At 61.1% G+C, this 23,668-nt stretch carries 29 protein-coding genes; 6 read left to right on the top strand and 23 right to left on the bottom strand.

Going from position 1 to position 23,668, the window contains the following annotated elements; genetic code table 11:
* From HW556_RS03990 to HW556_RS03975, 4 genes are all read right to left on the bottom strand, one after another.
* Window positions 1-2,508: class I SAM-dependent DNA methyltransferase (locus HW556_RS03990; RefSeq protein ID WP_176898189.1), on the bottom strand; the 2,508-nt coding region annotated here is incomplete at its 3' end.
* A 252-nt stretch (window positions 2,509-2,760) separates the two neighbouring features.
* Complete coding sequence (locus tag HW556_RS03985) at window positions 2,761-3,045, bottom strand: GIY-YIG nuclease family protein (protein WP_176898188.1); 285 nt, start codon at window positions 3,043-3,045, stop codon at window positions 2,761-2,763.
* A gap of 389 nt (window positions 3,046-3,434) precedes the next feature.
* A complete protein-coding gene (gene moeB, locus HW556_RS03980) occupies window positions 3,435-4,520 on the bottom strand; it encodes a HesA/MoeB/ThiF family protein (RefSeq protein WP_176898187.1) in 1,086 nt (361 codons plus the stop codon).
* Window positions 4,521-4,645: 125 nt separating this feature from the next.
* Window positions 4,646-5,086: a hypothetical protein gene (locus HW556_RS03975; protein WP_176898185.1), complete on the bottom strand. Its 441-nt coding sequence runs from the start codon at window positions 5,084-5,086 to the stop codon at window positions 4,646-4,648.
* A 133-nt stretch (window positions 5,087-5,219) separates the two neighbouring features.
* Here HW556_RS03975 and HW556_RS03970 point away from each other — a divergent pair, with 133 nt between their 5' ends.
* Complete coding sequence (locus HW556_RS03970; RefSeq protein ID WP_176898184.1) at window positions 5,220-5,492, top strand: hypothetical protein; 273 nt, start codon at window positions 5,220-5,222, stop codon at window positions 5,490-5,492.
* Between the two features lie 150 nt (window positions 5,493-5,642).
* Here the strand turns inward: HW556_RS03970 and HW556_RS03965 are convergent, their stop codons facing one another.
* The 10 genes from HW556_RS03965 to HW556_RS03920 all read right to left on the bottom strand — a co-directional run bounded on the left by HW556_RS03965 (window position 5,643) and on the right by HW556_RS03920 (window position 15,134).
* The gene (locus tag HW556_RS03965; RefSeq protein WP_176898183.1) at window positions 5,643-5,966 is read right to left on the bottom strand and encodes a hypothetical protein; all 324 of its coding nucleotides are present in this window, start codon (window positions 5,964-5,966) and stop codon (window positions 5,643-5,645) included.
* An 88-nt stretch (window positions 5,967-6,054) separates the two neighbouring features.
* Window positions 6,055-7,587, bottom strand: a complete 1,533-nt coding sequence (locus HW556_RS03960; protein ID WP_176898182.1) for a bifunctional GNAT family N-acetyltransferase/carbon-nitrogen hydrolase family protein — start codon at window positions 7,585-7,587, stop codon at window positions 6,055-6,057.
* Window positions 7,588-7,833: 246 nt separating this feature from the next.
* Window positions 7,834-8,154 (bottom strand): hypothetical protein, encoded by a 321-nt coding sequence (locus HW556_RS03955; RefSeq protein WP_176898181.1) that lies wholly within the window; start codon window positions 8,152-8,154, stop codon window positions 7,834-7,836.
* 234 nt (window positions 8,155-8,388) lie between these two features.
* A complete protein-coding gene (locus HW556_RS03950; RefSeq protein ID WP_176898180.1) occupies window positions 8,389-8,808 on the bottom strand; it encodes a hypothetical protein in 420 nt (139 codons plus the stop codon).
* 447 nt (window positions 8,809-9,255) lie between these two features.
* On the bottom strand, window positions 9,256-9,639 hold the full coding sequence (locus tag HW556_RS03945) for a hypothetical protein (RefSeq protein WP_176898178.1): 384 nt from the start codon (window positions 9,637-9,639) through the stop codon (window positions 9,256-9,258).
* A 281-nt stretch (window positions 9,640-9,920) separates the two neighbouring features.
* Window positions 9,921-11,501 (bottom strand): M56 family metallopeptidase, encoded by a 1,581-nt coding sequence (locus tag HW556_RS03940; RefSeq protein ID WP_176898176.1) that lies wholly within the window; start codon window positions 11,499-11,501, stop codon window positions 9,921-9,923.
* Window positions 11,498-11,863 (bottom strand): BlaI/MecI/CopY family transcriptional regulator, encoded by a 366-nt coding sequence (locus HW556_RS03935; RefSeq protein ID WP_176898174.1) that lies wholly within the window; start codon window positions 11,861-11,863, stop codon window positions 11,498-11,500. Before HW556_RS03935 ends, HW556_RS03940 begins: the two co-directional genes overlap by 4 nt.
* Before the next feature lie 162 nt (window positions 11,864-12,025).
* Complete coding sequence (locus HW556_RS18890; protein ID WP_176898172.1) at window positions 12,026-13,612, bottom strand: OmpA family protein; 1,587 nt, start codon at window positions 13,610-13,612, stop codon at window positions 12,026-12,028.
* A gap of 171 nt (window positions 13,613-13,783) precedes the next feature.
* Complete coding sequence (locus tag HW556_RS03925; RefSeq protein ID WP_176898170.1) at window positions 13,784-14,128, bottom strand: chaperone modulator CbpM; 345 nt, start codon at window positions 14,126-14,128, stop codon at window positions 13,784-13,786.
* 94 nt (window positions 14,129-14,222) lie between these two features.
* The gene (locus tag HW556_RS03920) at window positions 14,223-15,134 is read right to left on the bottom strand and encodes a DnaJ C-terminal domain-containing protein (RefSeq protein WP_176898168.1); all 912 of its coding nucleotides are present in this window, start codon (window positions 15,132-15,134) and stop codon (window positions 14,223-14,225) included.
* A gap of 153 nt (window positions 15,135-15,287) precedes the next feature.
* On the opposite strand from HW556_RS03920, the gene HW556_RS03915 reads away from it, so the two are divergent.
* Window positions 15,288-15,689, top strand: a complete 402-nt coding sequence (locus tag HW556_RS03915; RefSeq protein ID WP_176898166.1) for a DUF6799 domain-containing protein — start codon at window positions 15,288-15,290, stop codon at window positions 15,687-15,689.
* 105 nt (window positions 15,690-15,794) lie between these two features.
* Here HW556_RS03915 and HW556_RS03910 read toward each other — a convergent pair whose 3' ends face one another.
* Genes HW556_RS03910 through HW556_RS03900 form a run of 3 tightly spaced genes read right to left on the bottom strand, consistent with a single transcriptional unit; the run spans window position 15,795 to window position 17,265 of the window.
* Window positions 15,795-15,986 carry a hypothetical protein gene (locus HW556_RS03910; protein WP_176898164.1) on the bottom strand — a complete coding sequence of 64 codons (192 nt, stop codon included), beginning with the start codon at window positions 15,984-15,986 and terminating at the stop codon, window positions 15,795-15,797.
* Between the two features lie 26 nt (window positions 15,987-16,012).
* Window positions 16,013-16,387, bottom strand: a complete 375-nt coding sequence (locus HW556_RS03905; RefSeq protein ID WP_176898162.1) for a septal ring lytic transglycosylase RlpA family protein — start codon at window positions 16,385-16,387, stop codon at window positions 16,013-16,015.
* A gap of 41 nt (window positions 16,388-16,428) precedes the next feature.
* Complete coding sequence (locus HW556_RS03900) at window positions 16,429-17,265, bottom strand: glycoside hydrolase family 25 protein (RefSeq protein ID WP_176898160.1); 837 nt, start codon at window positions 17,263-17,265, stop codon at window positions 16,429-16,431.
* 130 nt (window positions 17,266-17,395) lie between these two features.
* Here HW556_RS03900 and HW556_RS03895 point away from each other — a divergent pair, with 130 nt between their 5' ends.
* Window positions 17,396-17,674 (top strand): VF530 family protein, encoded by a 279-nt coding sequence (locus HW556_RS03895; protein ID WP_176898158.1) that lies wholly within the window; start codon window positions 17,396-17,398, stop codon window positions 17,672-17,674.
* 145 nt (window positions 17,675-17,819) lie between these two features.
* The gene (locus HW556_RS03890) at window positions 17,820-18,143 is read left to right on the top strand and encodes a hypothetical protein (RefSeq protein ID WP_176898156.1); all 324 of its coding nucleotides are present in this window, start codon (window positions 17,820-17,822) and stop codon (window positions 18,141-18,143) included.
* Between the two features lie 134 nt (window positions 18,144-18,277).
* Here HW556_RS03890 and HW556_RS03885 read toward each other — a convergent pair whose 3' ends face one another.
* Window positions 18,278-18,658, bottom strand: coding sequence for an Hsp20/alpha crystallin family protein (locus tag HW556_RS03885; protein ID WP_176898154.1), 381 nt, complete (start codon window positions 18,656-18,658; stop codon window positions 18,278-18,280).
* A gap of 234 nt (window positions 18,659-18,892) precedes the next feature.
* Here HW556_RS03885 and HW556_RS03880 point away from each other — a divergent pair, with 234 nt between their 5' ends.
* Window positions 18,893-19,540 carry a hypothetical protein gene (locus HW556_RS03880; RefSeq protein WP_176898152.1) on the top strand — a complete coding sequence of 216 codons (648 nt, stop codon included), beginning with the start codon at window positions 18,893-18,895 and terminating at the stop codon, window positions 19,538-19,540.
* Window positions 19,541-19,571: 31 nt separating this feature from the next.
* Window positions 19,572-20,345: a PPK2 family polyphosphate kinase gene (locus HW556_RS03875; protein ID WP_176898150.1), complete on the top strand. Its 774-nt coding sequence runs from the start codon at window positions 19,572-19,574 to the stop codon at window positions 20,343-20,345.
* Between the two features lie 78 nt (window positions 20,346-20,423).
* Here HW556_RS03875 and HW556_RS03870 read toward each other — a convergent pair whose 3' ends face one another.
* From HW556_RS03870 to HW556_RS03850, 5 genes are all read right to left on the bottom strand, one after another.
* Entirely contained in the window at window positions 20,424-20,996 is a 573-nt protein-coding gene (locus HW556_RS03870) for a GNAT family N-acetyltransferase (RefSeq protein WP_176898148.1), read from the bottom strand.
* Window positions 20,997-21,086: 90 nt separating this feature from the next.
* Window positions 21,087-21,359: a phosphopantetheine-binding protein gene (locus tag HW556_RS03865; protein ID WP_176898146.1), complete on the bottom strand. Its 273-nt coding sequence runs from the start codon at window positions 21,357-21,359 to the stop codon at window positions 21,087-21,089.
* 38 nt (window positions 21,360-21,397) lie between these two features.
* Window positions 21,398-21,958: a biotin/lipoyl-binding protein gene (locus tag HW556_RS03860; protein WP_176898144.1), complete on the bottom strand. Its 561-nt coding sequence runs from the start codon at window positions 21,956-21,958 to the stop codon at window positions 21,398-21,400.
* A gap of 147 nt (window positions 21,959-22,105) precedes the next feature.
* Window positions 22,106-22,555 (bottom strand): Rrf2 family transcriptional regulator, encoded by a 450-nt coding sequence (locus HW556_RS03855; protein ID WP_176898142.1) that lies wholly within the window; start codon window positions 22,553-22,555, stop codon window positions 22,106-22,108.
* Window positions 22,556-22,659: 104 nt separating this feature from the next.
* A complete protein-coding gene (locus HW556_RS03850; protein WP_176898140.1) occupies window positions 22,660-23,517 on the bottom strand; it encodes a pirin family protein in 858 nt (285 codons plus the stop codon).
* Between the last annotated feature and the right edge of the window lie 151 nt (window positions 23,518-23,668).

Raw genomic sequence — 23,668 nt, 5'->3', positions numbered from 1 at the left:
GGCCTCCGCCACGGCCGCCCGCTGCCCCGCCGTGGGGTTCGGGGGAAAGGGGAAGTTGTTGTAGACGAGAGAATTTGAGTATCGAAAATCAGACTTCAAGCGGCCACATACCTGCCTCATCCAAGCCATGTGCATATCCGAAGTCAGCAGCCCAAACAGGTAAGGCGTAGCATTGGGGACTACCTGTATTGTGTTGCTGGCAATGGTTTCCTTGGGAAGAAATGCAATCGGAATGTACTTGCGGCGCTCCGACGACACTTCCGGCACGGCGAGGTAGTCAGTGGCGGGCTGGGCAATTTGCACGAACAAGGTGGGCGAGTCGGCCTTCTTTCGGGTGGAAGGCGCTTTGCTGGCGAGGCGCGTCTGGCGCACGGCTTCTACCCGTGCCAACACTTGGGGAAGCGCCCGCAACTGGCCGGGGCTGATGTCTTTCAGCCACAAACAGTACCGTTCCTTATTATTGATAAGGTCGTCGCCGCCCACATAGCGCCGGACCCAAGGCGCGGCGCCCGGTTCGGCCGCCAATAGCTCCGCCTTTTCTTCGGGCAGCATAATCAGGTTACCGCCATCAGTAGGCTTGTTGCCCCAAACCATCGGCGGCACATCGGGACTGAGGGGCCGGGTACGGTTGCCCACAAATACCGTGGGCGCATCTACCAAATATGGGTTGATGTGGCTCACCACTCGCCGTAATGGCTCCGCGGTGGGCTTCTCGTAATCAAACAAGAGCCGGGGACCAGATTTGCCCGCCTGCGCGAAGCCGATAATCACGCAGAATACCGCCGCGTTGCCCCGCGCCTCGTTGCTCCACTTAAAGGTGCGATGCGCGAACAGAATGTCCACGTTGTAGCGGTTCACCATCTCACCCCAGAGGATGGCTACCTGCTCGCCCTGCACAATGGAGTTGGTAGAAACGAAGGCCACTTGCGCCGGATGCTGTTGCGTGTACTGCGCGGCCTTCAAGTACCAAGCCGCCACGAAGTCCAGCGCCCCCACAGCTTTCAGATTGTTGCCCACGGCGGCCACGGCGGCCTTCTGCTCGGTAGTCTGCATAGCTTGCCCCACAAACGGCGGGTTGCCCACGATGTAGTCGAGGGCCGGAAACTCGGCGTTCCAGTCCAGGGTCAGGGCGTTGTCGTTAACGATGCGGGCGCCGCCCGTGAGGGGCAGGCGCACGTAGCGCTGGTCGAAGCGGGCCGACAGGGCCAGGTTGAGCTGGTGGTCCATGAGCCAGAGGGCCACTTCGGCAATGCGGGCGGCAAACTCCTCAATCTCGATGCCCGCCACCTGCCCCACGCCCACCTGTTGATACAGGGCCAGATTCACGTTGCGCCCCCGGGCCACCTCGCCGGCATACAGGCGCTCCAGAATCTCGTGCTCCAGCAGGCGCAGCTCGCGGTAGGCGACTACCAGAAAGTTGCCGCAGCCGCAGGCCGGGTCGAGCAGGCGCAGGTCCGCCAGCCGGTTTTGCAGCCGCGTGAGGGCGGGGCGGCCCTGCCCGGCCTGGGTTAGCTCCTGGCGCAGCCCGTCGAGCAGCAGCGGCCCGAGCACCTTCAGTATGTTGGGCTCGGAGGTGTAGTGGGCCCCCAGCGTGCGGCGCTGCCGGGGGTCGGCAATGCTCTGAAACAGCGAGCCGAACACGGCGGGCGAAATGCGGCTCCAGTCGAAGTACGTGCAATCAATGAGGCGCTGGCGGGTGGCCGGCGTGAAGGCTGGGGGCCGGAAGTTCTCCCGGAACAGCGCCCCATTCACGTAGGGGAAGCTGGCCAGAAACGGCGGCAGCGCGGCGCTCCGCTGCCCGGCGGCCGTATCGAGCACCGCGAACAGCTCCAGCAGCCGCCCGCCCACATCGTGGCCGTCGGGGGCGGTGTGCTCCTCCAGCAGCGCCCGGAACTCGTCCTTGTCGAAGATGGCCGTATCCTCGGCGAACAGGCAAAACAACAGGCGCACAAGCAGCACCTCCAGCGGGTGGCCGCCGTAGCCCTCGGCCAGCAGCGCATCGTGGAGCTGGGCCATCAGCTCGGCGGCCTCAGCGTTGGCGGGGTCTTCGGGGCGCTGCTGGCCGGCGGGCCGGTAGCCCGTGAGAAACCCGAACAGCGGCAGGTGCTCGGGCAGCTCGGCCAGGGCAAAGTCGTGGCGCAGGCCGGCATCGAGGTCGTAGAGGCGCAGGCGGGCAAAGTCGGATACCAGCACGTAGCCGGGCAGGGCGCCCTGGGGCAGGTTGGGCAGGTAGTCGAGGGCCTGCTGGTAAGCCGCGTCGAGGTCGCGCCCCCGGCTTTTCATCTCCACGAGCAGCGTGCCGGGCCAGAGCGCATCAATGTACCCCTGCGCGCCGTCGGACTTCTTCACGCGCTGCTCGAAACGCGCCCGCCGCCGCCCCTGGGGGGTGAACACGTCGAACAAATCGCGCAGAAAGTCCTGGGCCTGCGACTTCTCGTCGTGGTCGTCGGCGTGCAGGCGGGCAAAGTCGGCGGCGCGGTGGCGCAGTTCGGCCAGGGAGAAGGGCATGGCGGGAGCAGGGATGGGTTGGGAGTGTGGGGCGGCGGGGAAGATAGGGCCGGAAAGCGGGAAGAACCGTCATTGCGAGCGGCGCGAAGCAATCCGTGGGCACAAAGCGCCCATCCTAGTGTAGCGCCCAGCCCCTGCCTCGACGTGCGAACAGCCTGTCATTGCGAGCGGAGCGAAGCAATCCATAAAGGCAGCATGCCCAGCCCAGTGTAGCGCCCAGCCCCCGGCAGGCGAAACAATGCCACGCACGTCTCAGAAGTCAGCGGCCAGGTCCAGCCACTCCGGATTCTCCGCCATAATCAGGGCTTCCTTCTTTTGCCGGGAGCCCGCCTTGAGTTGCTTCTCCCGCGCAATAGCCGCTTTTATATCCGGATACGACTCAAAATAGACGAGATAGTGCAGGTTATACTTTTTAGTGAAGCCCGGATGCAGCCCCACCTTATGCTCACCCACCCGGCGTTGCAGGTCGTTGGTCACCCCAATGTAGAGCACCGTTTTGTTTTTATTCGTGAGCAGGTAAACGTAGTAGGTTTTCATGCTTGAATATAGGGTGAGGCAGAGGCTGGCAGCAAGCTCGCGACCGGGCTTTTTGCTGCATTAGGTTGGGCTTGATGCCTTTATGGATTGCTTCGCGCCGCTCGCAATGACGGGGGCTTTGCCTACCGGGGGCTTGGCGCTTATCGGAGCTTAGCTCGTTGCTCCCACGGATTGCTTCGCGCCGCTCGCAATGACAGGCTGTTCGCACGTTGAGGCAGGGACCTGGCGCTTATCGGGGCTTGGCGCGTTGCTCCCACGGATTGCTTCGCTTCGCTCGCAATGACGGGGGGCTTTGCCTACCGGGGGCTTGGCGCTTATCGGAGCTTAGCTCGTTGCTCCCACGGATTGCTTCGCTCCGCTCGCAATGACGGGCTGGTTGGCGCCAGCCGCTAAACTTCCCCGAAGCCCTGTATCCCGCCCTCCAAACTGCGCAAATTCAGCAGCCCCAACCCGGTTTGCAGCCGGGCTACGGCCTGGGCGCTGCGGGTGCCGCCCTGGCAGTACACTACCACCGGGCCAGTGGCGGGCACCTCGGTGGCGCGGGCATCCAGCAGGCTCAGGGGCAGCGAAACTGCGCCGGGCAGGTGGCCGGCGGCGTACTCGTGAGGCTCGCGCACATCGAGCAGGAGCGGGGCGGCGGGGCCGGCCAGTTCGTGGCGCAACTCGGCGGCCGAGATGGTGGGTAGGGCCGGCTGGCACAGCTCGGCGTAGGCGGCCGGGTCGGCGGTGCCCAGGTGCAGGGCGGCCTGCTCGGGGTGGCGGGCGAAGCGCAGGATGCGGGTGGCAAACGTGAGGGCATCGAACAGCCAGAGCCGGCCCGACAGTACCTCGCCCAGGCCCAGCAGCACCTTCAGCGTTTCGGTGGCCTGGGCCGTGCCCACCACGCCGGGCAGCACGCCCAGCACCCCGGTGGCCGAGCAGTTGGGGGCCTCCTCGGCAGCGGGCGGCACCGGAAACAGGCAGCGGTAGGTGGGCCCGCCCCGGTAGTTGAACACGCTCACTTGCCCCTCAAACTTGTAAATGGCCCCCGATACCAGCGGCCGGTCCAGCAGCACGCAGGCATCGTTCAGTAGGTAACGGGTGGCGAAGTTGTCGGTGCCGTCTACTACCACGTCGTAGGCCTGCACCAGCGCCCGCACGTTGGCCACGTCGAGCCGCCGGGCGTGTACTTCGGTGGCTACCAAGGGGTTCAGGCGGGCCAGCACTTCGGCGGCCACTTCGGCCTTGCGGCGCCCCACATCGGCCGGCCCGAATAGTATCTGGCGGTGCAGGTTGCTCTCGTCCACGGTGTCGGCATCCACGATGCCCAGCGTGCCCACGCCGGCGGCGGCCAGGTATTGCAGCACCGGGCAGCCCAGCCCGCCCGCGCCCACCACCAGCACCCGGGCCGCCTTTAGTTTCAGCTGGCCCGCCTCGCCAATTTCGGGCAGCTGCAAGTGGCGGCGGTAGCGGCGGGTTTCTTCGGGGGTAAGCATGGAGGCGGGGCTTCTGGGTTGAACGGGGTGGAAACGCAATGTTTCGCGTCTCGGCGTCGCGGAGGTGGAATGACGGATGTCAGCAACGATAACACAGAACGGACAACATCAGCACCAACGAGACGTCAACCGTTGCGTTTCTGCGTCGTGCGGGTAGCCTGCCCCTCTTTCAGCCACGCCACCGCCGCGCCCTCGTCGCCGAAAAAGTGGATCTGGTAGGGCTGACTGTCGTAATACTCCACCGGCTTGAAGGTGGGGTCGGCCATGATGTGGGCCAGCAGGGCCGGGCTGGTGAGGTAGGCCACGCGCAGGCCTGCGAGGCGGCGGGCCATGTCGGGGAAATACTCGGCCAGCAGCCAGCGGGTAATGGCCGGGTCGTTGACGATGCGGCGGCGGATATCCTGCAGCCAGTAGCGGCAGTTGTGGGCCAGCGCCGCGTGGGTCAGCTGCTGGTAGGCAGCCGGCAGCAGGGCCGGCTCGGGTTGGTGGGTCCAGCGGCCCACCAGTAGGTCGAGGTCGGCGCGGAAGGTGAGCTGGAGTAGCTCGGCGGGAGTATCGGAGAGCATGACGAATAAGCTAGAAAACAAAGCTACGGAAAGCGCGGGGCCGGCCAACGCGGCTGCCCCGCAACACGTAGCAGGGACACGACGGCCCCGGGCGGGGTCGCCGGCTTTCATCACTCATCAACTTCTCCCCGCCATGCAACGCGTTTCCCTGCTTCTGAGTACCGCCACCGCCCTGCTGCTGCTGTTCGGCGCCTGCTCGCAAACCACCGAACAGCCCGCCGTCGTCGAGACACCCGCCACCGAAACTCCCATAGAGCGTGCCGCCGACCTGCCCGCCGGCACCACCATTAAGGGCGACGACGGCAGCAAAATCAAGAAGCAGGCCGATGGCGACATCAAGATAAAGGACGCCAACGGCAACAAAGTAAAGCGCGACGCCGACGACGGCACCGTGAAGGTGAAGTAAAACCCGCCCCAATACCCGAACATAGCGCAAAGCTCCAGCTTCGCGTATCGTTGCCGACGGCTGCACTACACAGCTTCGTTCAACGATACGCGAAGCTGGAGCTTCGCTTTGCAGTCCTTCGGTTCGCGCTAAAGCCGATCAGCTGCCGTTCTACTGGCGGGCGCTACGCTTGCGCTTGCGCAGAGGGGGCTTGGGGGCCGGGGCAACGGTTTCCATCAGCACCGAATCGGCGCTTACCTGGCCAAACTGCACCTGGGGCATGGGCAGCTGGGCGTTGGGCTCGACGGTGGGTACGGCCAGCGGCTCGGCCGTGCGCTGGCTTGCCCCCGTGGGCAGCACCACCCCCGGCACCGGACTGATGCGCTCGGTGGGCTGGTGGCGGGTAGGCGTAACAGGGGCGCGGTTCTGGGCGCGGGCGGCCAGCGGGGCACTCAGGCCCCCGAGCAGCAGGGCAACGGTCAAAAATCGGAACATAAACAGGAGACGCTAGCGTGAGAAACGGGCATGGCGCCCGCCGCTTGTGGTACGACAGCCAGGTGGCCGACGTTGCTTGGGAGCGGACTTAGTGCTTGGGCATTAGCTGGGCCGAACTCAGCGAATACACATCGTGGCGGCGGCTGCGCAGGTTCTGCACGCTGCCCTGCTGGCGTAGCTTGTCGAGAATGGACAAGTCCACGTCGGTTACCAGAATCATCTCGGTGTTGGGCGTGGCCTCGCTCTTCACGCCGGTAGTCGGAAACGAGAAGTCGCAGGGCGTGAGTACGGCCGACTGGGCGTACTGGATGTCCATGTTTTTTACGCGGGGCAGGTTGCCCACCGAGCCGGCAATGGCCACGTAGCACTCGTTTTCGATGGCCCGGGCCTGGGCGCAGTGTCGCACCCGCGAGTAGGCGGTCTGGGTGTCGGTGAGGAAGGGCACAAACAGAATGTCCATGCCCTGGTCGGCCAGCAGGCGGGCCAGCTCCGGAAACTCCGAGTCGTAGCAGATGAGCACACCTATCCGGCCGCTGTCGGTGTCGAAGGTCTGGAGACTGGTGCCGCCCTTCAGGGCCCAGTACTTGGCTTCGTTAGGCGTTACATGGATTTTCTCGTAGCGCTCGGTGGTGCCGTTGCGGCGGCACAGATAGCCCACGTTCATCAGCTGGCCATCGGGGGCCAGCTCGGGCATCGAGCCGGTAATGATGTTGATATGGTACTTGACGGCCAGCTGCGTGAAACGGCGCAGGATTTCGGGCGAAAACTGGCTGAGCTTGCGGATGGCATCTATTTCGGCCAGCTCGTTGGTTTCGGCCATCAGCGGGCCATGAAACAGCTCCGGAAACAGGGCAAAGTCGGCCCGGTACGCCGACAGCGCGTCCACAAAGTATTCGACCTGCTGGAACAGGTCGTCGAAGCTGTCGTAGAGGCGCATTTGCCACTGCACCAGGCCCAGCCGCACCTGCGTTTTGGGCGCTACGGCGGTGGCAGGGCGCTGGCTATAGAGCATGTTGTCCCACTCCATCAGCAGGGCATAGTTGCCCGAGGCCTCGTCGCCGGGCAGGTAGCCCCGAATTACGCGCACCGGATGGAAGTCGTTGGAGAGCTGAAAATTGAGGGCTGGATCCACGATTTCGCGGTTTTTTACCCGCTGCACGTAGTCCTTGGGCGTCATGGTTTCCTGGTACTCGCGGTAGCCGGCAATACGGGCTCCAAACGTAATGGCCCGAAGGTTGAGCCGTTCGCACAGCTCCTTGCGCGCCTCGTAGAGCCGTCGCGCCAGCCGCCGCCCGCGGTAATCGGGGTCCACGAACACCTCGATGCCGTAGAGCGTGTCGCCGGCCGGGTCGTGGGTGCTGAAGGTGTACTCGCCGGTAATCTGGCGGTAGGTATGCTCATCGGGGTACTTGGCGCGCTCTACAATAATGGCCAGCGCGGCCGCTACCACCGCCCCGTTTATCGTTACAACCAACTGCCCCATTGGGAACAGCTCCTGGAGCCGCTCCAGCGACTTGGCAGGCCAGTAGCTGCCCATTTCGGGATAGGCCCGCCGCATAGCCGCGTCAAATGATTCGTAGTCTTCGGCCTGCAGGTGGCGGATTTCAATTACTTCGTTCATGCAAATGTGGGTTGAAAGGGGCTCCCGTACGGCTGCCATTAACCGCCCAGAAACGCAAGCTAACCGCCGCCGGGCAGTAGCAGCCAGCGGCCGGACAGGTGAGTTGAGCAGGATGGGTTTTGATGGTACCCTCGCTGGCTAAACGCGCATTGTGGCGTTTGGTTGGCGGGCAGTGGTTGCGCCCCTACCGCAAAAAAGCCGCTTCCCGGGCAGGAAGCGGCTTTGGCAGACCAGTAGGAAGGCTGGCTATTTCTTCATCACCCGGGTTGGGACACCGGCTTTCACGCTTGGCCCGTGCATGCGACGCTTGGCTTGGGCCTTACGCCGCAGCTTCCAGCGACGCACGGGGCCGAGCTTCTTCATTTTTTTGCGGGCACCACCCTTGTAACTCATGTAGTTGGGACGACCCTTGCGTGGGGCACGCCGGAAAAAGCCTCCCTCGGCCCCGGCAGGAGCCAACAGCAGGGTAGTGCTTGTGGTAGCATGCGCCTTGATTGTAGCGCGGGCTGGTGCCGGATCCAGCATCATGGCAAAAGCCAGCAAAAGGAAAAGTAGCGTTTTGAACATATAGAGGAAGGAAAGAGTGAATGGAAAGGCCTGCTGAAAGTATTTTCGTCTCTTCGGGTGCGGAGTATTTAGCTCACAATGAAGGTAAACGAAAATCAGGCACTATAAAAATTCATCTTTCCACGAATATTTTGCACAGCCTATATAACCAGTAAATAATTGGCTTTTTTCGACTTTGCTGAATTGGCTTGCTTCTCAGAGTGCAAAAAAACGTACGATCGGACGGTCGGTAGCCTACCGGCGCGAGCGAAGCCAGCGCACGGCCTCCCCCTCATCAGTGAACTGGTGCACTGAGCAGTAGTCCCCGTGGGTATGAGGCATGGCGGGTAGTGTATCGTCCTGGGCATCTTCGAGCTGGTAGGGGGCCACCAGAAATGCCAGAAACACATGGTGGCCCAGGTGCTGCCGTAGCGTCGGGTAAAATTGCTCAGTCAGCCAATGTACATCGCTCAAATCTACCCGAACGCGGCGGCGGGCATCAATCAGCCAGCAGTTGCAGGCACTACAGGTACCCGCATGGTTCAGCAGCAACTGGTAGCCTGCCCGCAGCTCGCCCGAAGTAGTGGGTCGCAGCCAACGGGCGGCTATAATGCCCAAATCGGGCCGATGGCTGAGGTCAAGAAAATCGGCGAGCGAGGTGGTGTCGATGGTCATGCGGGCAGAAACAGGTAAGCCCGGTCAGACAGCCGGGTTGTTGCCATACGCGGCCACCACGCCCAGCGTTGACTGGGACACTACTGATGTACCAGATTAGGGCCGGCTGGCCGGCTTACGCGGCTCATTTGAAATAAGCGTCGAGGGCTTGCTCTTCGCTTTTTTTGCCCGCTTAAGTGGCTGGTTGTCGTAGTCGGTAGTTACTTGCTGCTTAGGAGCCCCGGTCATCCCAGGGGCTACATAAATTCCTTCCACCCGGTTTGTGGTGTCAGAAGGGGCAAGATGAGTTTCGACTTCAGTGGTCTGGGCCGTAGCGGCAGACATCGCACCGCCGGTCAGTAATAGGGGTAGGATAATGTAGCGAAGCATAGGGTTGTAAATCAAATGGTTGAAAACCCTTTATACGTTGCCGGGAGCCAAATTGATACTCCGGACCCCATTGCTTGGTTAGTGCTGCACGCGCGGGGCCGGCGGAAGAGGGGTTGCCGGCACCTCTACGGGCCGGATGTCGTAGCGGCGGTTGAACTCGGCTACGCCGGCCGAAGTCACGTTGCGCTTGGTTACCACAATCATTACGCCTTCGCCGGCAGTGTCCCCAAAAATCCGGACTGCCTCCGCGCCCTTCACCACATTCACCGAGGCAATGGTTCGGCGGTTGAGCTCGTCAATAGTTTTTTTGTCCGTGAGCTGCCCATCGAGAAAATAAAGGCTAGGCGCAGCCACTACGCGGGTTTCGGCCGCACCAACCAACTGGCCCTGGCCCCGCGCAACACCGGCTATACTGAGGGCGGCCGTTACGAGCACCGCGCCGACTAATAAGGAAAACGACATAGATAAGCGCTAAGAATGAGGAATATACCCGAAGGATACCAACGCCAGCGCCGCGGTTGCACGAGCCCCCGCGACGCTGGGATAAACTCCTAAAGCAGTAGTTTATTTTGTGTGGTCTTTAATCCCTACGAAAATCAGGCCCTTTTGGACGCGCTCCTTCTTTTTAGCGCCATCTGATATGAAACCAATAGCGCCGATAATGCGTTGGCAGCCGCGCCTGAACCACTAAGGCGTTATAGCTCAGGCGGCTTGAGACTCAGAATATGCGCAAGCGGTATGCGCTACTTAGTTTCGATAAGTACGGCCCCCTTGGCCCCCTTTGCACCGTACTTCTTAGTGGCCTGCTCGGCATCCATTACGAACACGCTCTGTAGTTGGTCCGTTGCTACCTTCGACTGCTCAACTGATGCTTCCTGGCCGTTTACTAGCAGTAGTCGCCCCTGCAGGTCGTTGGTCGACAGCCCCTGACCAGAAACGACCAGTTGCGTAAGTTGCTCAACTGCGGGACTAGCCGGGGTATTTACAATGCCGTACTTGCGCACAAAGTCTCGCACTTCCGGTGAATCCTTGTTCTGCTTTGTAATAATCAGAATGGCTCCGCTGGCAGCATCCTGGCCAAAGGCCTTCAGAGCTGCATTGCCTTTGAGTACGCTCGTGCTTTCAATCAGCTTCAGGTCAAGCTTATTCATCTCTGCCTGGCTGATGCGTTTACCGTCGAGGAAAATCAGCGCATCACCGGTTTGCAGTGGCAGGCCCTTTTCATCGAATAGCACATCGGTCGGGCGGCGGCCAAAGGCAATCTGGGCTTTGTAGCGCAGGTTGCTGCCATCATTGGCCCGCACCTCAGTCAGGCCGATAAGCCGGTAGCCGGGGTATTGCTGAACGATGTAGGCCAGCGCCGCCGGCGGCAAGGCGCTTATAGGCGCTTCCTTTTCTACATCAATCACTGCCGCTTTCAGAGCAGCAACCGGCGCCTCCGTGGGCGCAGCAGTTGAAGCAGCAGTGGCAAACAGCAGGCCGGCGGCCAGTGGTACCACGGCGATGTAGCGCAGCAGCTGACGGGGCGCCGAAGGTTGGGTATTCATCATGGCAATGCGGGTTTTAAGAAGGTGGAAGTTGAAGTGACAGACTATTTCGTTAGTGGGGCTGTGTTCGATACTCTGGTGCAGCAGCGAATATTGGTAGGCTTTGGCATCGTGCGCCCGGGTTTGCAGTACCCGGTAATCGGCCTGGAACTCGAGATTTTCGTGCAGGGCCCGGCGCAGCAGCCAACCACCCGGATTGAACCAGTAGAATACTAGGCTTAGCTGGGCCAGCAGGATATCAATCGTATGCCACTGGCGCACATGCTCATGCTCGTGGGCCAGAATGGCGGGCAGCTCGGCAGCCGGGTGCCGGTCAGGGTTCAGGTACACGGTTTGCCAGAACGCAAAAGGCATGACCGGCCCGCTCAGGCGTCGAAAAAACCAGCTCTGCAGCGTCTGTGGCCGGGATTGGCGGTGTAAGCGGCGCACGGCCAGCAGCTGTATCAGTAGCCGTAGCCCAAACACTATCACACCGACCCAGTAAGCCACCAGCAGCCAGTCGGTAGCGGCCGGAGCAGCCGTTGGGGAAGGTAGCGCCAGCCCAGACCACTCGGCCGGCAGGCGTAGCAGCTCTGCGGGGCGCGGCGCGGTGCGGGCCAGCCAGCCGCTAAAATCCAGGAGCGGGTAGGTGGGCGCAAACAGCAGCGCGAAGAGCAAGAAGGCTCGGTTCAGCCCGAAAAATGTGAGCCGCCGCAGCCCCAGATAGTACACGGCACAGAACAGCACCAGCGCCCCGTTCACCTTCAGCAGGTAGGGCAACAGCTCGGGCGCACTCATTTCGGTGGGCCGTTTTCAATCATGCGCACTATCTCCTTCAGCTCTTCGGCACTTATTTTCTGCTCCTTGGCGAAGAAGGAAACCAACTCCTTGTAGGAGTCGCGGAAGTAGTCGCCCACGAAAGTGCCCAGAAACCGCTTCCGGTATTCCTCGGCCGCAATGGCGGGCGTAAACCGGAAGGTGTTGCCCAGCTTCTCGGCGCTGAGGTAGCCCTTGCGCTCCAGGTTGCGCACCGTGGAAGCCAGCGTGGTGTAGGGCGGCCGGGGCTCGGGCAGTTGCTCCAGCACATCCTTGATAAAGCCGCCCTGAAGGTCCCAGAAAACGCGCATGGCATCTTCCTCGGGTTGGGTAAGTCGTTCCATAAGAGCAAGTACGATTGTTTCGTAATTGTACGAATAATTCGTAATAATAGATAATGTTCTGTTGAAATATTTTTCATCAGCCTTTATCAACCCTCCCAATACCCCACAAAAAAGCAGCCCACTCATACGAGCGGGCTGCTTTTTACTTTACTTGAGCCGAAATTACTTGCGGCGCGGGGCGGGCCGGCGAACCGGAGCCTTCTTCACCGGAGCAGCTTTGGGAGCTACAGCCGGGGCCTCCATTATTTCGGGGGCCTGGCCATACTTCTCAACGGCTGGGTTCGGGTCGCCGGGCAGGTACACATCGAACTCGACGCGACGGTTGAGGGCGCGGCCAGCATCGGTGGTGTTGCTGGCAATTGGCTTAGCCTCACCGTAACCTTTCGACACGATACGGTCGGCGGGTACGCCTTTGCTCAGCATGTAAGCGCGGGCCGAGGCAGCACGCTCATCCGACAGACGCAGGTTGTAGTTGTCCTCACCCTTGCTATCGGCGTGGGCCGAGATGCTCAGGAAGTAGTCGGGGTAGTCCTGCATGATTTGCGACAGAGCATCGAGGGTCGAATACGACGAAGGCTTCAGGGCCGCCTTGTTGAACTCGAACTGGATGAACTTGGTGGCTTCTTCCAGACGCTTCTTCTCCTCTACTTTCATTTCGGGGCAACCTTTGTTCGAGGCTGGGCCCGGACGGGCAGGGCAACGGTCGAGGTAATCCGGAACGCCGTCACCATCACCATCGAGCGGGCAACCAGTGGCATCTACCTGCACACCGCTTGGCGTGTCGGGGCACTTGTCTACACTATCGATTACACCATCGTTATCGGCGTCGGGGCAACCCTGCAGGGCCGCTTTGCCGGGGGTGTCGGGGCACTTGTCTTCGCTGTCGCGTACACCGTCACCGTCACGGTCAGGGCAGCCTTCGAGGGCTGCTACGCCGGCTTCGGTCGGGCACTTGTCCTGGTAATCCGGAACGCCATCCTTGTCGCCGTCAAGCGGGCAACCGGTCAGGTCAACGGCTACGCCAGCCGGCGTACCGGGGCACTTGTCCTTCTTGTCCGATACACCATCGCCATCCTCATCGGCCATCTTGCCGAGGTTGAAGCTCAGGCCCAGCTTATGCTGCAGGTACCGGTCGTTGAGTTCGCCAACATTGGTAATGCCGTCCACCTGATCGGTGAGCGGGTAGTGCTGGCCGGTTTGAATGAACAGGCCAACAGCGGGCGAGAAGTTGAACTTAATACCGGCAGCCGCCTGAATATCAAACGCATACACGTCTGAATTGCTGATTAGCCGGTCGTTGATGTCGTACAGGTCGGGGCTGGCGAAGAATACGCCGGGCTGCACCACCAGGTAAGGCGCGATAAACGCATCCTCCTTCAGAGCCCAGCCATTGTTGAGCTTCAGCTTGATTGGAATACCAACGTTCACCACGTTGGCATCGAAGCGCCGGACGGCGTACTGCGTGTTCTTCGGATAGTCGGCCGAGAACTTCATGTCGCCATAGCTCAGGTCCAGACCAATGTCGAGGCCGGGCGCAATGTAGCGGCTCACCGTCAGGCCCAGGCCGTATTCTACCTTGTCCTGCTTGAACCACTCCGACCCGAGGTCGCCGTGGTACTGCAGCCAGTTGTAGTACACGCTGATGTTGGTCTTACGGTCGGCCGTTTGGGCCTGGGTCAGTTGGGGGGCCAGGGTACAGGCCGCTATACCCAACGCCAGCACCTTCGAAAAGGGGATGCGTGGAAGCATATAGATAGGGAAAAAGTGACGGGAGAGCGTTCTGCGGACGCAGAATGAGTTTCTATACTTGCCTAGGAGCGAAAAAGTTGTCTATCTGTAGATGAGCTTGTATATAATCAAGATTGTTGTTGCAATGATCTGTAAATCAAAAGATAATGAGTGGTTCGAGTCGAGGCCCAACTAACTAGCCGGTCCCTGGCTGTCAAAATCGAGCAGGGGCGCGCTGCCGCCCAAGAAAGCTTCCAGCTGCTGCACCCGGGCCTGCTGCCGGCGCACTTCCTGCTGCAACTGCTCCAGCTGACGGTGCATGTTCAGCACTACGTCGAGGCTGGCTTTGCCCAGGCCCAGTTCCTGGTACAAACGGGCCAGACGGGCTACGCGCTCTGGTTCTTCGCGCACCGCGTCAGGCATATCGGGGGCCGAATGTAACAGCCCGAAGCGCACAAACTCGCGCACCTCGGTTTCGCTCAACCCATAGCGCACCCCGCACTCACGGAAAGTAATCGTAATAATAGCCGCTTCCATAATCTTGGGGCTTTTAAGGTGTTCGTTTTGCTTTTGATTGGTATCCAATCGGAACAGCGCCATCGGTTAACTGCCATTGGTCAACAGCCTAAAATCAGGAACGCAGCTCTGCCAGCTGGCGAAACAGCGTTTTCTCCTGCTCCGTCAGGTGCTGGGGCAGGTTGAGGGAGAGGCGCAGGTATAGGTCGCCGAACTGATCTGGCTGCCGATACACCGGGAAACCTTTGCCGCGCAGGCGCAGGCGGGTGCCGTTCTGGGTTTCGGGCTTGATATTGATTTTGACGGTGCCCGACAGTGTTTCCACCGTTTGCTCGCCCCCCAGCAGGGCCGTGTACAGGGCCACTGGCACATCCATGGTCAGGTCGTTACCGGTTCGGGCGTAGCGCGGGTCGGGCCGGATGTGGAGCGTAATGTAGAGCGAGCCCGCCGGCCCCCCGCTGCGGCCCGGGCCGCCCTGGTCGCGCAGCCGGATAACCTGCCCATCCTCAACGCCCGGCTGAATGGTGAGGCGCAGATTTTTGCCATTGACGGTAAGCGTGCGCGGCCCGCCGCGGTAAGCGTCTTCCAGCGTTAGCTCCAACTCGGCCTGGTAATCTTGGCCGGCACGGGGGCGGCTGCCGCCGCCACCACTGCCCCCCATACCCCCGAACATGGAACCGAAAAAGTCGGAGAAGTCGGCCCCGCCAAATGGGTCGGCGCCACCCGCGCCACCGCCACCCTGTGAATACTGCGACCAATCGAAGCCGCCGCTACCGCCGGGGCGGCCACCGCCCTGCTGGTAGCGCTGGTAGTCGGCACCCAGCTGGTCGTATTTCTGGCGTTTTTCGGGGTCGCTGAGCACCTCGTTGGCCTCGTTAGCCTCCTTGAATTTCTGCTCGGCTTCGGCGTTGTTGGGGTTCACATCCGGATGATACTGACGGGCCAGCTTGCGGTAGGCCTTTTTTATCTGGTCCTGCGTGGCCTTTTTGTCGACGCTCAGCGTCTTGTAGTAGTCTTTGTAATCCACGAGCGGGTAGGGCGGAAGGACAGAAGAAAAATCGGCCCGAATTTGGTAGAGGTCAGGCCAGTCAATACTTTAGAACGAACCCAGCCCGTTGTGGGTTACCGTCACATTGCCGGCGTCGGCCGGTCTTCCCTCCACCCCCATACTGCTTGCTTTATGAAATTTTTTGTTACCCTCGCGGCTGTTATGCTGATGGCCGGCACACTTGCTGCTCAGGCCCAAACCAAAACCCCACCCGTGCGTCGCGCCGTACAGCCCAAGGCCCGCGTGGTGTCCACTGGGGCCACCATGAAGGATGGCTTTCTGATGAAAGACGGTAAGGTGCTCGAAACGCGCAACGCCCACACCGGCGCCATTACCGCTGAGTCGGCCCTGGTAAACGGCACCAAAGTGCAGCCCGACGGCACGATTATGATGGCCGACGGCACCACGGTTCGCCTGCAGGAAGGCGACTATATGTCGTTGACGGGCCGCATGACCACCCGCGCCATGAAGGCTGAGCAGGATAGCCTCCAGCAGGTGCAGATAATGAAGGCTAAAGGCAAAAAGAAGCGGTAATCAAGGCTTCGAGATGCTGACTTAGTACTGTTTAAAAAAAAGGGGCCGGCTTTGCTTACGCATTGCCGGCCCCTTTTTCGTGTTGTTGGTATTTTATGCCGGCCGCTAATGGCTGTAATCCTGGAAGATGAGAGCCACCTCGGCTTCGTTGGGGGCTTCCACGATTTCGTTGATAACGAACTGCACCTCATCCTCGCTCCAGCCCTCGTCTTCGGCCGCCTGAATGAAGGAACTGAGCTGCGTGAAACGGTCAGCCTCGGTGGGGGCCGACCAGCGGATTTTTTTACGGATGCGCATAGTAATGAGTGGTAAGGTAGGCCTAGCTACCGGGCTTTGCGAATGACTTTCAGCGTTACCGGGGCCACGCCGTCGTCAATGATGTCGATTTTGCGGGCCGCTTTTTTCGATAAATCGATGATGCGGCCTTTAACATGCGGGCCCCGATCGGTTACGACTACTTTCACCGAGCGGTTGTTGCGCGGGTTGGTCACGCGGACCTGCGTGCCGAAGGGCAGCGTTTTGTGGGCTGCCGTGAGCTGGCCGGAGCGGTACACGGTGCCGCTGGCCGTGCGCCGGCCCTCAAACTTGTCGGCGTAGAAAGAGGCCTTGCCAGACTCGGTGAAGGCCCCGGTGCCCGCGCAGCCGGCCAGCAGCAGCCCGGCCCCGCAACACAGCCCAAGTCGGAAAAAGCAGCGCATAGCAGTAGAGTTAAAAGCGTGAAAACGGACTGGCCGGGGCACTACGGCCGTTTTGGCGAAATCCGCAGGGCCCGCAGCCGCTCAAAGCTACCCTGAAACACGTTGAAATCGACCGGGCCACGGATGCCGGGCACGTACGACTCGTCGGAATGCTGCCAGATAATCCAGCGGCTGGCTGGCAGCCGGGGTTGGTCGACTTCGTAGTGAGCCAGCCACAACGGATACTCATCAAAGTGGCCTGCCAGGTGGCGCTGGTAGAAGCCGTAATTGGAGTACAGAATGGGCCGCACGCCGTAGTGGCGCTCTACCAGCCGCAGCCACAGCGCCACTCCGCGCCGCATCTGGGCCACATCATGGAAATTGGCGTGCTCCACGTCGAGCACCGGGGGCAGGTCGCCGGGAGAAAGGGGCACGGTGCGCGTGAATAAGTTGGCTTGCTTGGTTGGGTCGGATTTGGGGTGGAAGTAGTGGTAAGCCCCGCGAAAAACACCGGCTGCCCGCGCCCCGCGCCAGTTGCGCCCGAAGCGTGGGTCGCGCAGGGTGCCGCCTTCGGTGGCCTTGATAAAGGCAAACCGGACCTCATTGCGGGCCACTACTGGCCAGTCGATGCGCCCCTGGTACGACGATACATCGATGCCATGCACCGCGTAGCCGGCCCGCAGAGGGGTTTTTTCCTGGCCCGTGAGCGAGCTGGTGCGCAGGGTAGCGTAGGCCCGGCGGGCGTAGCGGTTCAGCTGGGCCGAATAGCGACCGTAAATGCCGAGGCCCGCCAGCAGCAGTCCGGCCAGCAGCCAGCCTACCCATCGCCGCCCGGGCTTCCGCCTCCGGGTAGGGCGCGACGGACGCGAGCGGGCCGACGAAGAGGACGTAAGAGGCATAGAACCGACGGTACGTGAGCAAAGATAACGACCCACGCTGGCCCGTTGGTGCCCCAACCGCCGAAAAGACCCCGCAAATGGCGCGCAACCGCCGGTTTTTTCGCACCTTCGGCTTCTCAATTTCATTGTCATGTCTCAACCATCCCGTCCTTCTGCCCACGATGCCCGCGACGAATCGGGCCACCTGATTCGGGAGCTGCACGGCGTTACGCTGGCCCATATTCTGGAGTACCTGGTGGCGGCCTACGGCTGGCCCGGGCTCGACAGCCGCATCCGCATCAACTGCTTTTCGGTGGACCCCAGCATCAAATCCAGCCTCACCTTCTTGCGCCGCACACCTTGGGCCCGCACCAAAGTGGAGGCACTCTATGTTGAAACCCGCACGTCCGAACTGCGCAAGGCCAAGTAGCGAGCTGGCGGGTCGATGTTCTGCGGGTACTACTGGTGCCGTAAGGCGGTTATCATCGTTTGCCTCAGCAGGCCACTTCCTCAACCGCAACCGCCCAAGTAGCGCAGGCCGGCTTCCCACAACACCATCTCACCATTCACCTTTCATGGCTGAAATCAAGCAGAAAACCGGACCGCTGGCTTTTTTAGTGGGGGCGGGGCTGTTCGTGGTTTTCGAAATAGCCGCATACTACGCGCTGAAGTTTGCTACTTCGGGCCTGGGCATGGCCGACCAACTGCAGCCCGAAAACACGATTGTGAGCAACTGGGTGAAGACGGTCGTGTTTCTGCTGCTACACCTGACGCTGGTGGTGGTGGCCGTACTGGTACTCAGCAACCGGCTGCCGCGCCGCCTGCGGGGCCAGCTCATGAGTTGGTTCTATCTCTCGCTACTTGTGGGATTCGCGCTGCTTATTCCGCTCTTTTCCTAATGCGCGCTACCGCTGTTCCTCCGCAACAGATAGGTGTTCAGCGAAACGGAAATCCATGAAAAAAGCCACTGCAGAGGCAGTGGCCAGGTGAGACATGGGCCGGTCGGTTCCGGCGTTATAGAGCAATGCGCGGCTTAGCGCTGTCTGATGTCGATTTCGCGCGGCTCGTCGTTGGCGGCGTAAGGAATACGCACGAGCAGCTCCGAACCTTCGAACACAGCATCGATGCGGCTGGCGTTGAGACCGGCCGGCAGGCTAAGGCTGCGGCTGAAGAGCGGCGCGGCCAACTTATCCTCAGATGTATGCCGGAACTCGGCGTACACGGTCAGGGTATTTTCGTTGAGTACGACGTGGAAGCTCTGGGGATTAACCGAAGGAAGGGCAACACGAATAATGACGCCTTTCTCCCGCTTATCAACGCGCACCTGGGCCTGCGCGATGCCACCACCCAAGGTGTTGAGCAGGTCGAGCTGGGGCGCAATGTTACGGATGAATTCTTTGCTGATCAGGTTCATAAGATAGGTCCTTACAGATGATGTGACTGACTTATTTCAAAAGTTGTACCAAGCCCCCAAAGTTGGCTCGGGTGTCCCTGTAATGTCATAAAGTCTGGCTGAAGCAAGATGTTTTGCGCAGTTTCGGCCATTGTGTCGGGTGTAGAGGAGGAGGGGTGCACCACCACGCAGGCAGCGGAAAGCCCGGCCGTTGCGTACACTGGGGCAGACATCCAATTTCAGCCCCTTCACATTATGGAGCTCAACACCATTTCTACGGCCCGCACAGCCCGCTACATCAGCCTCGGCGAACCGGGTGCCGATATTAAGCACGTGTGGTTCTGCCTGCACGGTGAAGGCCAGCCGCTGGCCGCTTTTGCAGCCCAACTCGTCAATTTCGATACGCCCGACCGCCTGTTGGTGTTACCTGAAGGCCTTTCGCGCTACGCCCTGCCGGCTGGTCCCACCGAAACGCCCGTGACGGTCGCCTCGTGGTTTGCGCCTGATTCGCTGCTGCCCGACCTGGCCGACCTGACCACTTACCTAGATGAGTTGGCCGTCGAAGTGCTGGCCAACTGCCCCACCAACGTGCCCGTAACGGTGCTGGGCTACGGCCACGGCGCGGCTGCCGCCTGTCGCTGGCTGGCCAGCGGCCGCACCCACTACGACCGGCTGCTGCTGTACGCACCCGTTTTCCCACCCTCCATCGACCGTCGCGCCACGCTCGTAGGCCTGCCCGAGCGCCCCATTACCCTAATTTCAACGACCACCGAAGCGTTTACGCCCGAGGCCGCCGGAGCAGGGCTGCTCCAGGATTTACGGGACGTGGGCCTGAGCGCCCAGCAGCGCTACGTGTCCGAAGGCCCGCTTACGCTTGCCGCTCTGGGTACGGTGGGGAAGTAGGACTATATCAACCCAGCAGCAAATCAAGACTATGGCTGACTTCGACCTTACCCAGCTGCCCACCCGCGCGCCGGCCAACGCCCGCAAAGCGGCCACCAAACGCGCCAATAAAAAGCTCCGGCAGGAGCTGGTGGAGCTGCAGGACCGCCTCTACGCCGAGGGCCGCCACAGCGTGCTCATCATTCTGCAGGGTATGGATGCCAGCGGCAAAGACGGCCTGATCCGGCGCGTGTTCAGCGGCATCAACCCCCAGGGGGTGCGGGTGTATTCGTTTAAGGAGCCCACCGAAACCGAACTGGCCCACGATTTCCTGTGGCGCATTCATCAGCAGACGCCCGCCCGCGGTATGATGCAGGTGTTCAACCGCTCGCAGTACGAAGATGTGCTCATTACCCGCGTGGAAGGGCTGATTAATGATGCCGAGGCCCGGCGGCGCTTCACGGCCATCAATAACTTCGAAAAGCTGCTGCAGCAGGCCGGGACCACTATACTCAAGTTCTACCTGCACGTATCGGAGGAAGAACAGCAGGACCGGCTGCAGGAGCGCATTACCGACCCCGATAAACGCTGGAAATACGAGGCCGGCGACGAGAAGAAAGCCAGTCAGCGGCCCGCCTACCGCGCCGCCTACGAAGACGTATTCCGCCACTGCAGCCCTGCCAGCTGCCCTTGGCATATTGTGCCTGCCGACCAAAATTGGTACAAAGCGCACTTTGTGGCCCAAACCCTGCGCGATACGCTTGTTGCCCTCGATATGCAGTACCCTACCACCAAAAAGGAAAAAAGTAAAGCTGAGCAAGGGTAAAAGGTCGAAGCACCTGAGTTATTATCTTCACCTCAACGAATGCGAATTCGAGTGCTTCGACCTTTCTAAAAAGCCGCTTTATTTTTTCTCTTTGACTTCATTCTTATCCGCCTCCGTTACATTTCGGCCAAACAGGTGCCGGCCTTCGGTGTCGGGGGCCTCGCTGATTTGGTGGAAGCCGTTGGCTTCGAGCGCGCGCCGGGCGGGGGCGTTGGTGGGGGCTATGCGGGCGGTTAAGTAGCGCACCATATCCGTGTCGGCGGCGTGGCGCACGAGGCCGGCTACCAGCTCGGCGCCCAGGCCCTGGCCCTGCCAGTCGGTGGCCACGGCAAACCCGATTTCGGCCGTCTCATCGACGGGTGGGCCGTGGAAGCCGCCGGTACCGATAAGCGTATTGACGGGAGCTTCGGCGCCGGCCCGTAGCAGGGCATACCAGCCGTACCAACCCGCTGCCTCGCGGCCGCCGACCGTAAGCTGCTCCAGCGCGTGCTGCTGCACCTCGGTATCGTACTCGGGCGGGGGCCAGTGCTGGGGCAGCTGGGCCCCCAGCAGCACCGGGAAGTACTGCGGCTTGGCGGTTTCAGCAATCAGCAAGGCCCGGCTGGCAGCAACCAGCGTCAGGCGGGGCGTGTAGGTAATGAGTGGAATCATGAAAAAAGATACGCAGCCAAGCCGGATTAGGGTGTAGCTGGATTTCGGTGGGGGCCTTTGCGGGCCGCTGCACTGGCTTGTGGCAAACGACTATCTGCCGCCCGCCGCTACGGCCATCGTAGTCTCGGTCAGGTGGTGTTCTACGCAGTCGAGCACGTTCTGCACGGTGCGCAGGGCCTCCATTTCGGCATCGGTTATTTCGATGTGAAAGCGGTGCTCCAGGTTGATAGCCAGCTCCACCAGGTCGATGGAGTCGAGGCCGATGTCCTGCTGCAGTCGGGTGCCGGGCTGCATCACCAGAGCCGGGTTGCGGCCTTTGCGCAGCAGCATCCGCTCTACCTGATAACGAATGATATTTTCCATGAGAGAATCAGAAAGCAAAAAAACAGACTATTGGGGCCCTACTCAACGTGGGAGAGTAGCGGCGTAGTATCGGGAGTAGGCAACGCAACCAGCTGCGCCACCGGCGAATCAGGCCGGAGCTGGTCGCCGGCGTGGGCGGTAGGCGCCAGCATCTGGCCATCGGCTGGGGCCGTTACATACACGAAATGGAGCATGGGCACGGCCCGCGCCAGCTGCTCGCGGGTGGCAGCTAGCTGAGCCTGCGCTGCCTCCAGTTGCCCGGTTGGGGCCGCTTGGTGCTGCAACGCTGCATAGGCCTGCAGCTGCCGCTCCAGCCGAAGCTGCAACTGCTGCTGCTGTACGCTGGGCTGCTTCTGGAGTAGTTTCAGCAGCAATTGCCCGCGCCGCACGTGCTGGCCTTCGTAGTAGAACACCTCGTGAACCCGGCCTCTGTGGCCGGCCAGCAGTGGCTCGCCTGCTATCGTTGCCGAAGCAGGCGTTGGCGGGGGCACCACAACAGAAACCGGAGTTGGGCGAGGATGAGCCAGCCAGCGGGGGAGCACAGTGCCGCCAGCCGCGAAGGCAAGCAGGAGTAGCCCCGCGCTAATTGATTTTTTCATGAGTTGGAACCAGCTGACTCTTGAGTCGGACGGCCCTGTTTGGGCCAGTAACCGGTAAAAAAGGCGCTTCTGCGAAGAGAGCCGAAACCCAGCAGAAGTAAAATTGAATAAAAGAGAAGCTGCCCAAATATGGGCCAACACTTTTGGTCAGGCCGAGCTTTGGGAACAGCAATCTGCCAGCCGCTGGTGTAGCTGCTGCTGCAGCTGAGCCAGCGAAACGGCCGCTAATGCCGTGTACATGGCCTCAATAGCCGGCCCGAATAGTCCTTCGAGTGTCTGCTGCATTACCCGGCCCAAGTCGCACTGGTGGTTGGGGGTGGTGCTGCCTACCTGAAACAGGTCGGGCTCGGCCTGCTGCATGGCCCGGTACACATCGAGCAGCGAAATGTCGGCCGGTGAGCGGGCCAGCAGCGTGCCGCCGCCGCTGCCGCGCTGGCTGCGTACCAACCCAGCCGCCGCCAGCGTGCCCAGCAGCCGCCGCACCACTACCGGGTGCGTGCCAGCACTGCCAGCCAGCACATCCGACGACACCGGCTGCCCAGAAGAGTGCGCCAGGTAGGCCATAATGTGGGTTGCAACGGCAAAACGGGTGTTCATAACCAGGTAAGTAACAGCTTCGGTTACAAATGTACGCAAAGAAAATGATTGTACACAATCATTTTCTTTGCGTTATAGGCCAGCATAGCTCATCTTTCGGCTGCTTACTCGGTCCAGGTACCGAAAAGCCCCGCCTGATAATCCTGGTAGGCCTGCCGTATTTCGGCTTCGGAATTCATCACGAACGGTCCGGCGGCTACAATGGGCTCCCCGAACGGCGTGGCGTGGCCGAGCAGAAGTATGGCGTCATCGGTCAGGGCCTGTGCCTCCAGCTCATTGCCATCGTAGTTGAACTCGACCAGCTGCCGGGCCTCGGCCTCCTGCCCGTTTATGCGTAGCCGGCCCCGAATCACGTAGCAGAAAATCGTGCGCTCGGCCGCAATGTTCAGGTGCAGCTGACCATCCTGCCGGAAATTAACGGTAGCCAGCGCCATGTTGGTGAGCGGCTGCACGGCTCCGGCAGTACCGTCCCACTCGCCCGATACGGCGTGGATGGTCACGCGGCCCTCATCGAGCGTTACGGTCGGAATTTCAGGTTTCTGCAGGCCGGTGTAGCGGGGCTCCGTCATTTTCAGGCGGGCCGGCAGGTTTACCCAGAGCTGCAGGATTTCCAGCGGGCCGCCAGCCTGCTTGAACTCGTCGGAGGATATTTCGGAGTGAATCAGGCCCCGGCCAGCCGTCATCCACTGAATGCCGCCCGGCCCGATGACGCTGCGGTGCCCGCCCGAATCCTGGTGCATAATGTCGCCTTCCAGAATGAACGTAACGGTTTCGAAGCCGCGGTGGGGGTGAGGGCCGAAGGGTAGGCCCCGGTTGCGGGCCGGGTAGGTTTGCGGGCCGTGGTGATTGAGAAACAGAAACGGGTCGAGGTGCTGCAACAAGCTGGTGGGCAGGGCGCGGAAGGTCGTCAGATCGGCAATGGGGGCGCTTTGGGCCTGATGAACGGCTTTGATGGTACGCATGGGCAGAGAAATAGAGGGTGATTTGGTTGAAAGACCGGCCGGGCCGTAGGAGAGGCGAAGCGGCGGCGGATAAAACGTTTACGGCCCGTTTTGTTATTACGGCGGGCTCCAGCCTCACTTCTTTTCACCCCGATTCAACAATAAATTCCCG

The sequence above is a fragment of the Hymenobacter terrestris genome (genome assembly GCF_013377905.1).
Taxonomy (GTDB): domain Bacteria; phylum Bacteroidota; class Bacteroidia; order Cytophagales; family Hymenobacteraceae; genus Hymenobacter; species Hymenobacter terrestris.
Note: the sequence above shows the minus strand (reverse complement) of the source record. Positions and strands in the feature narration are given on the sequence as shown.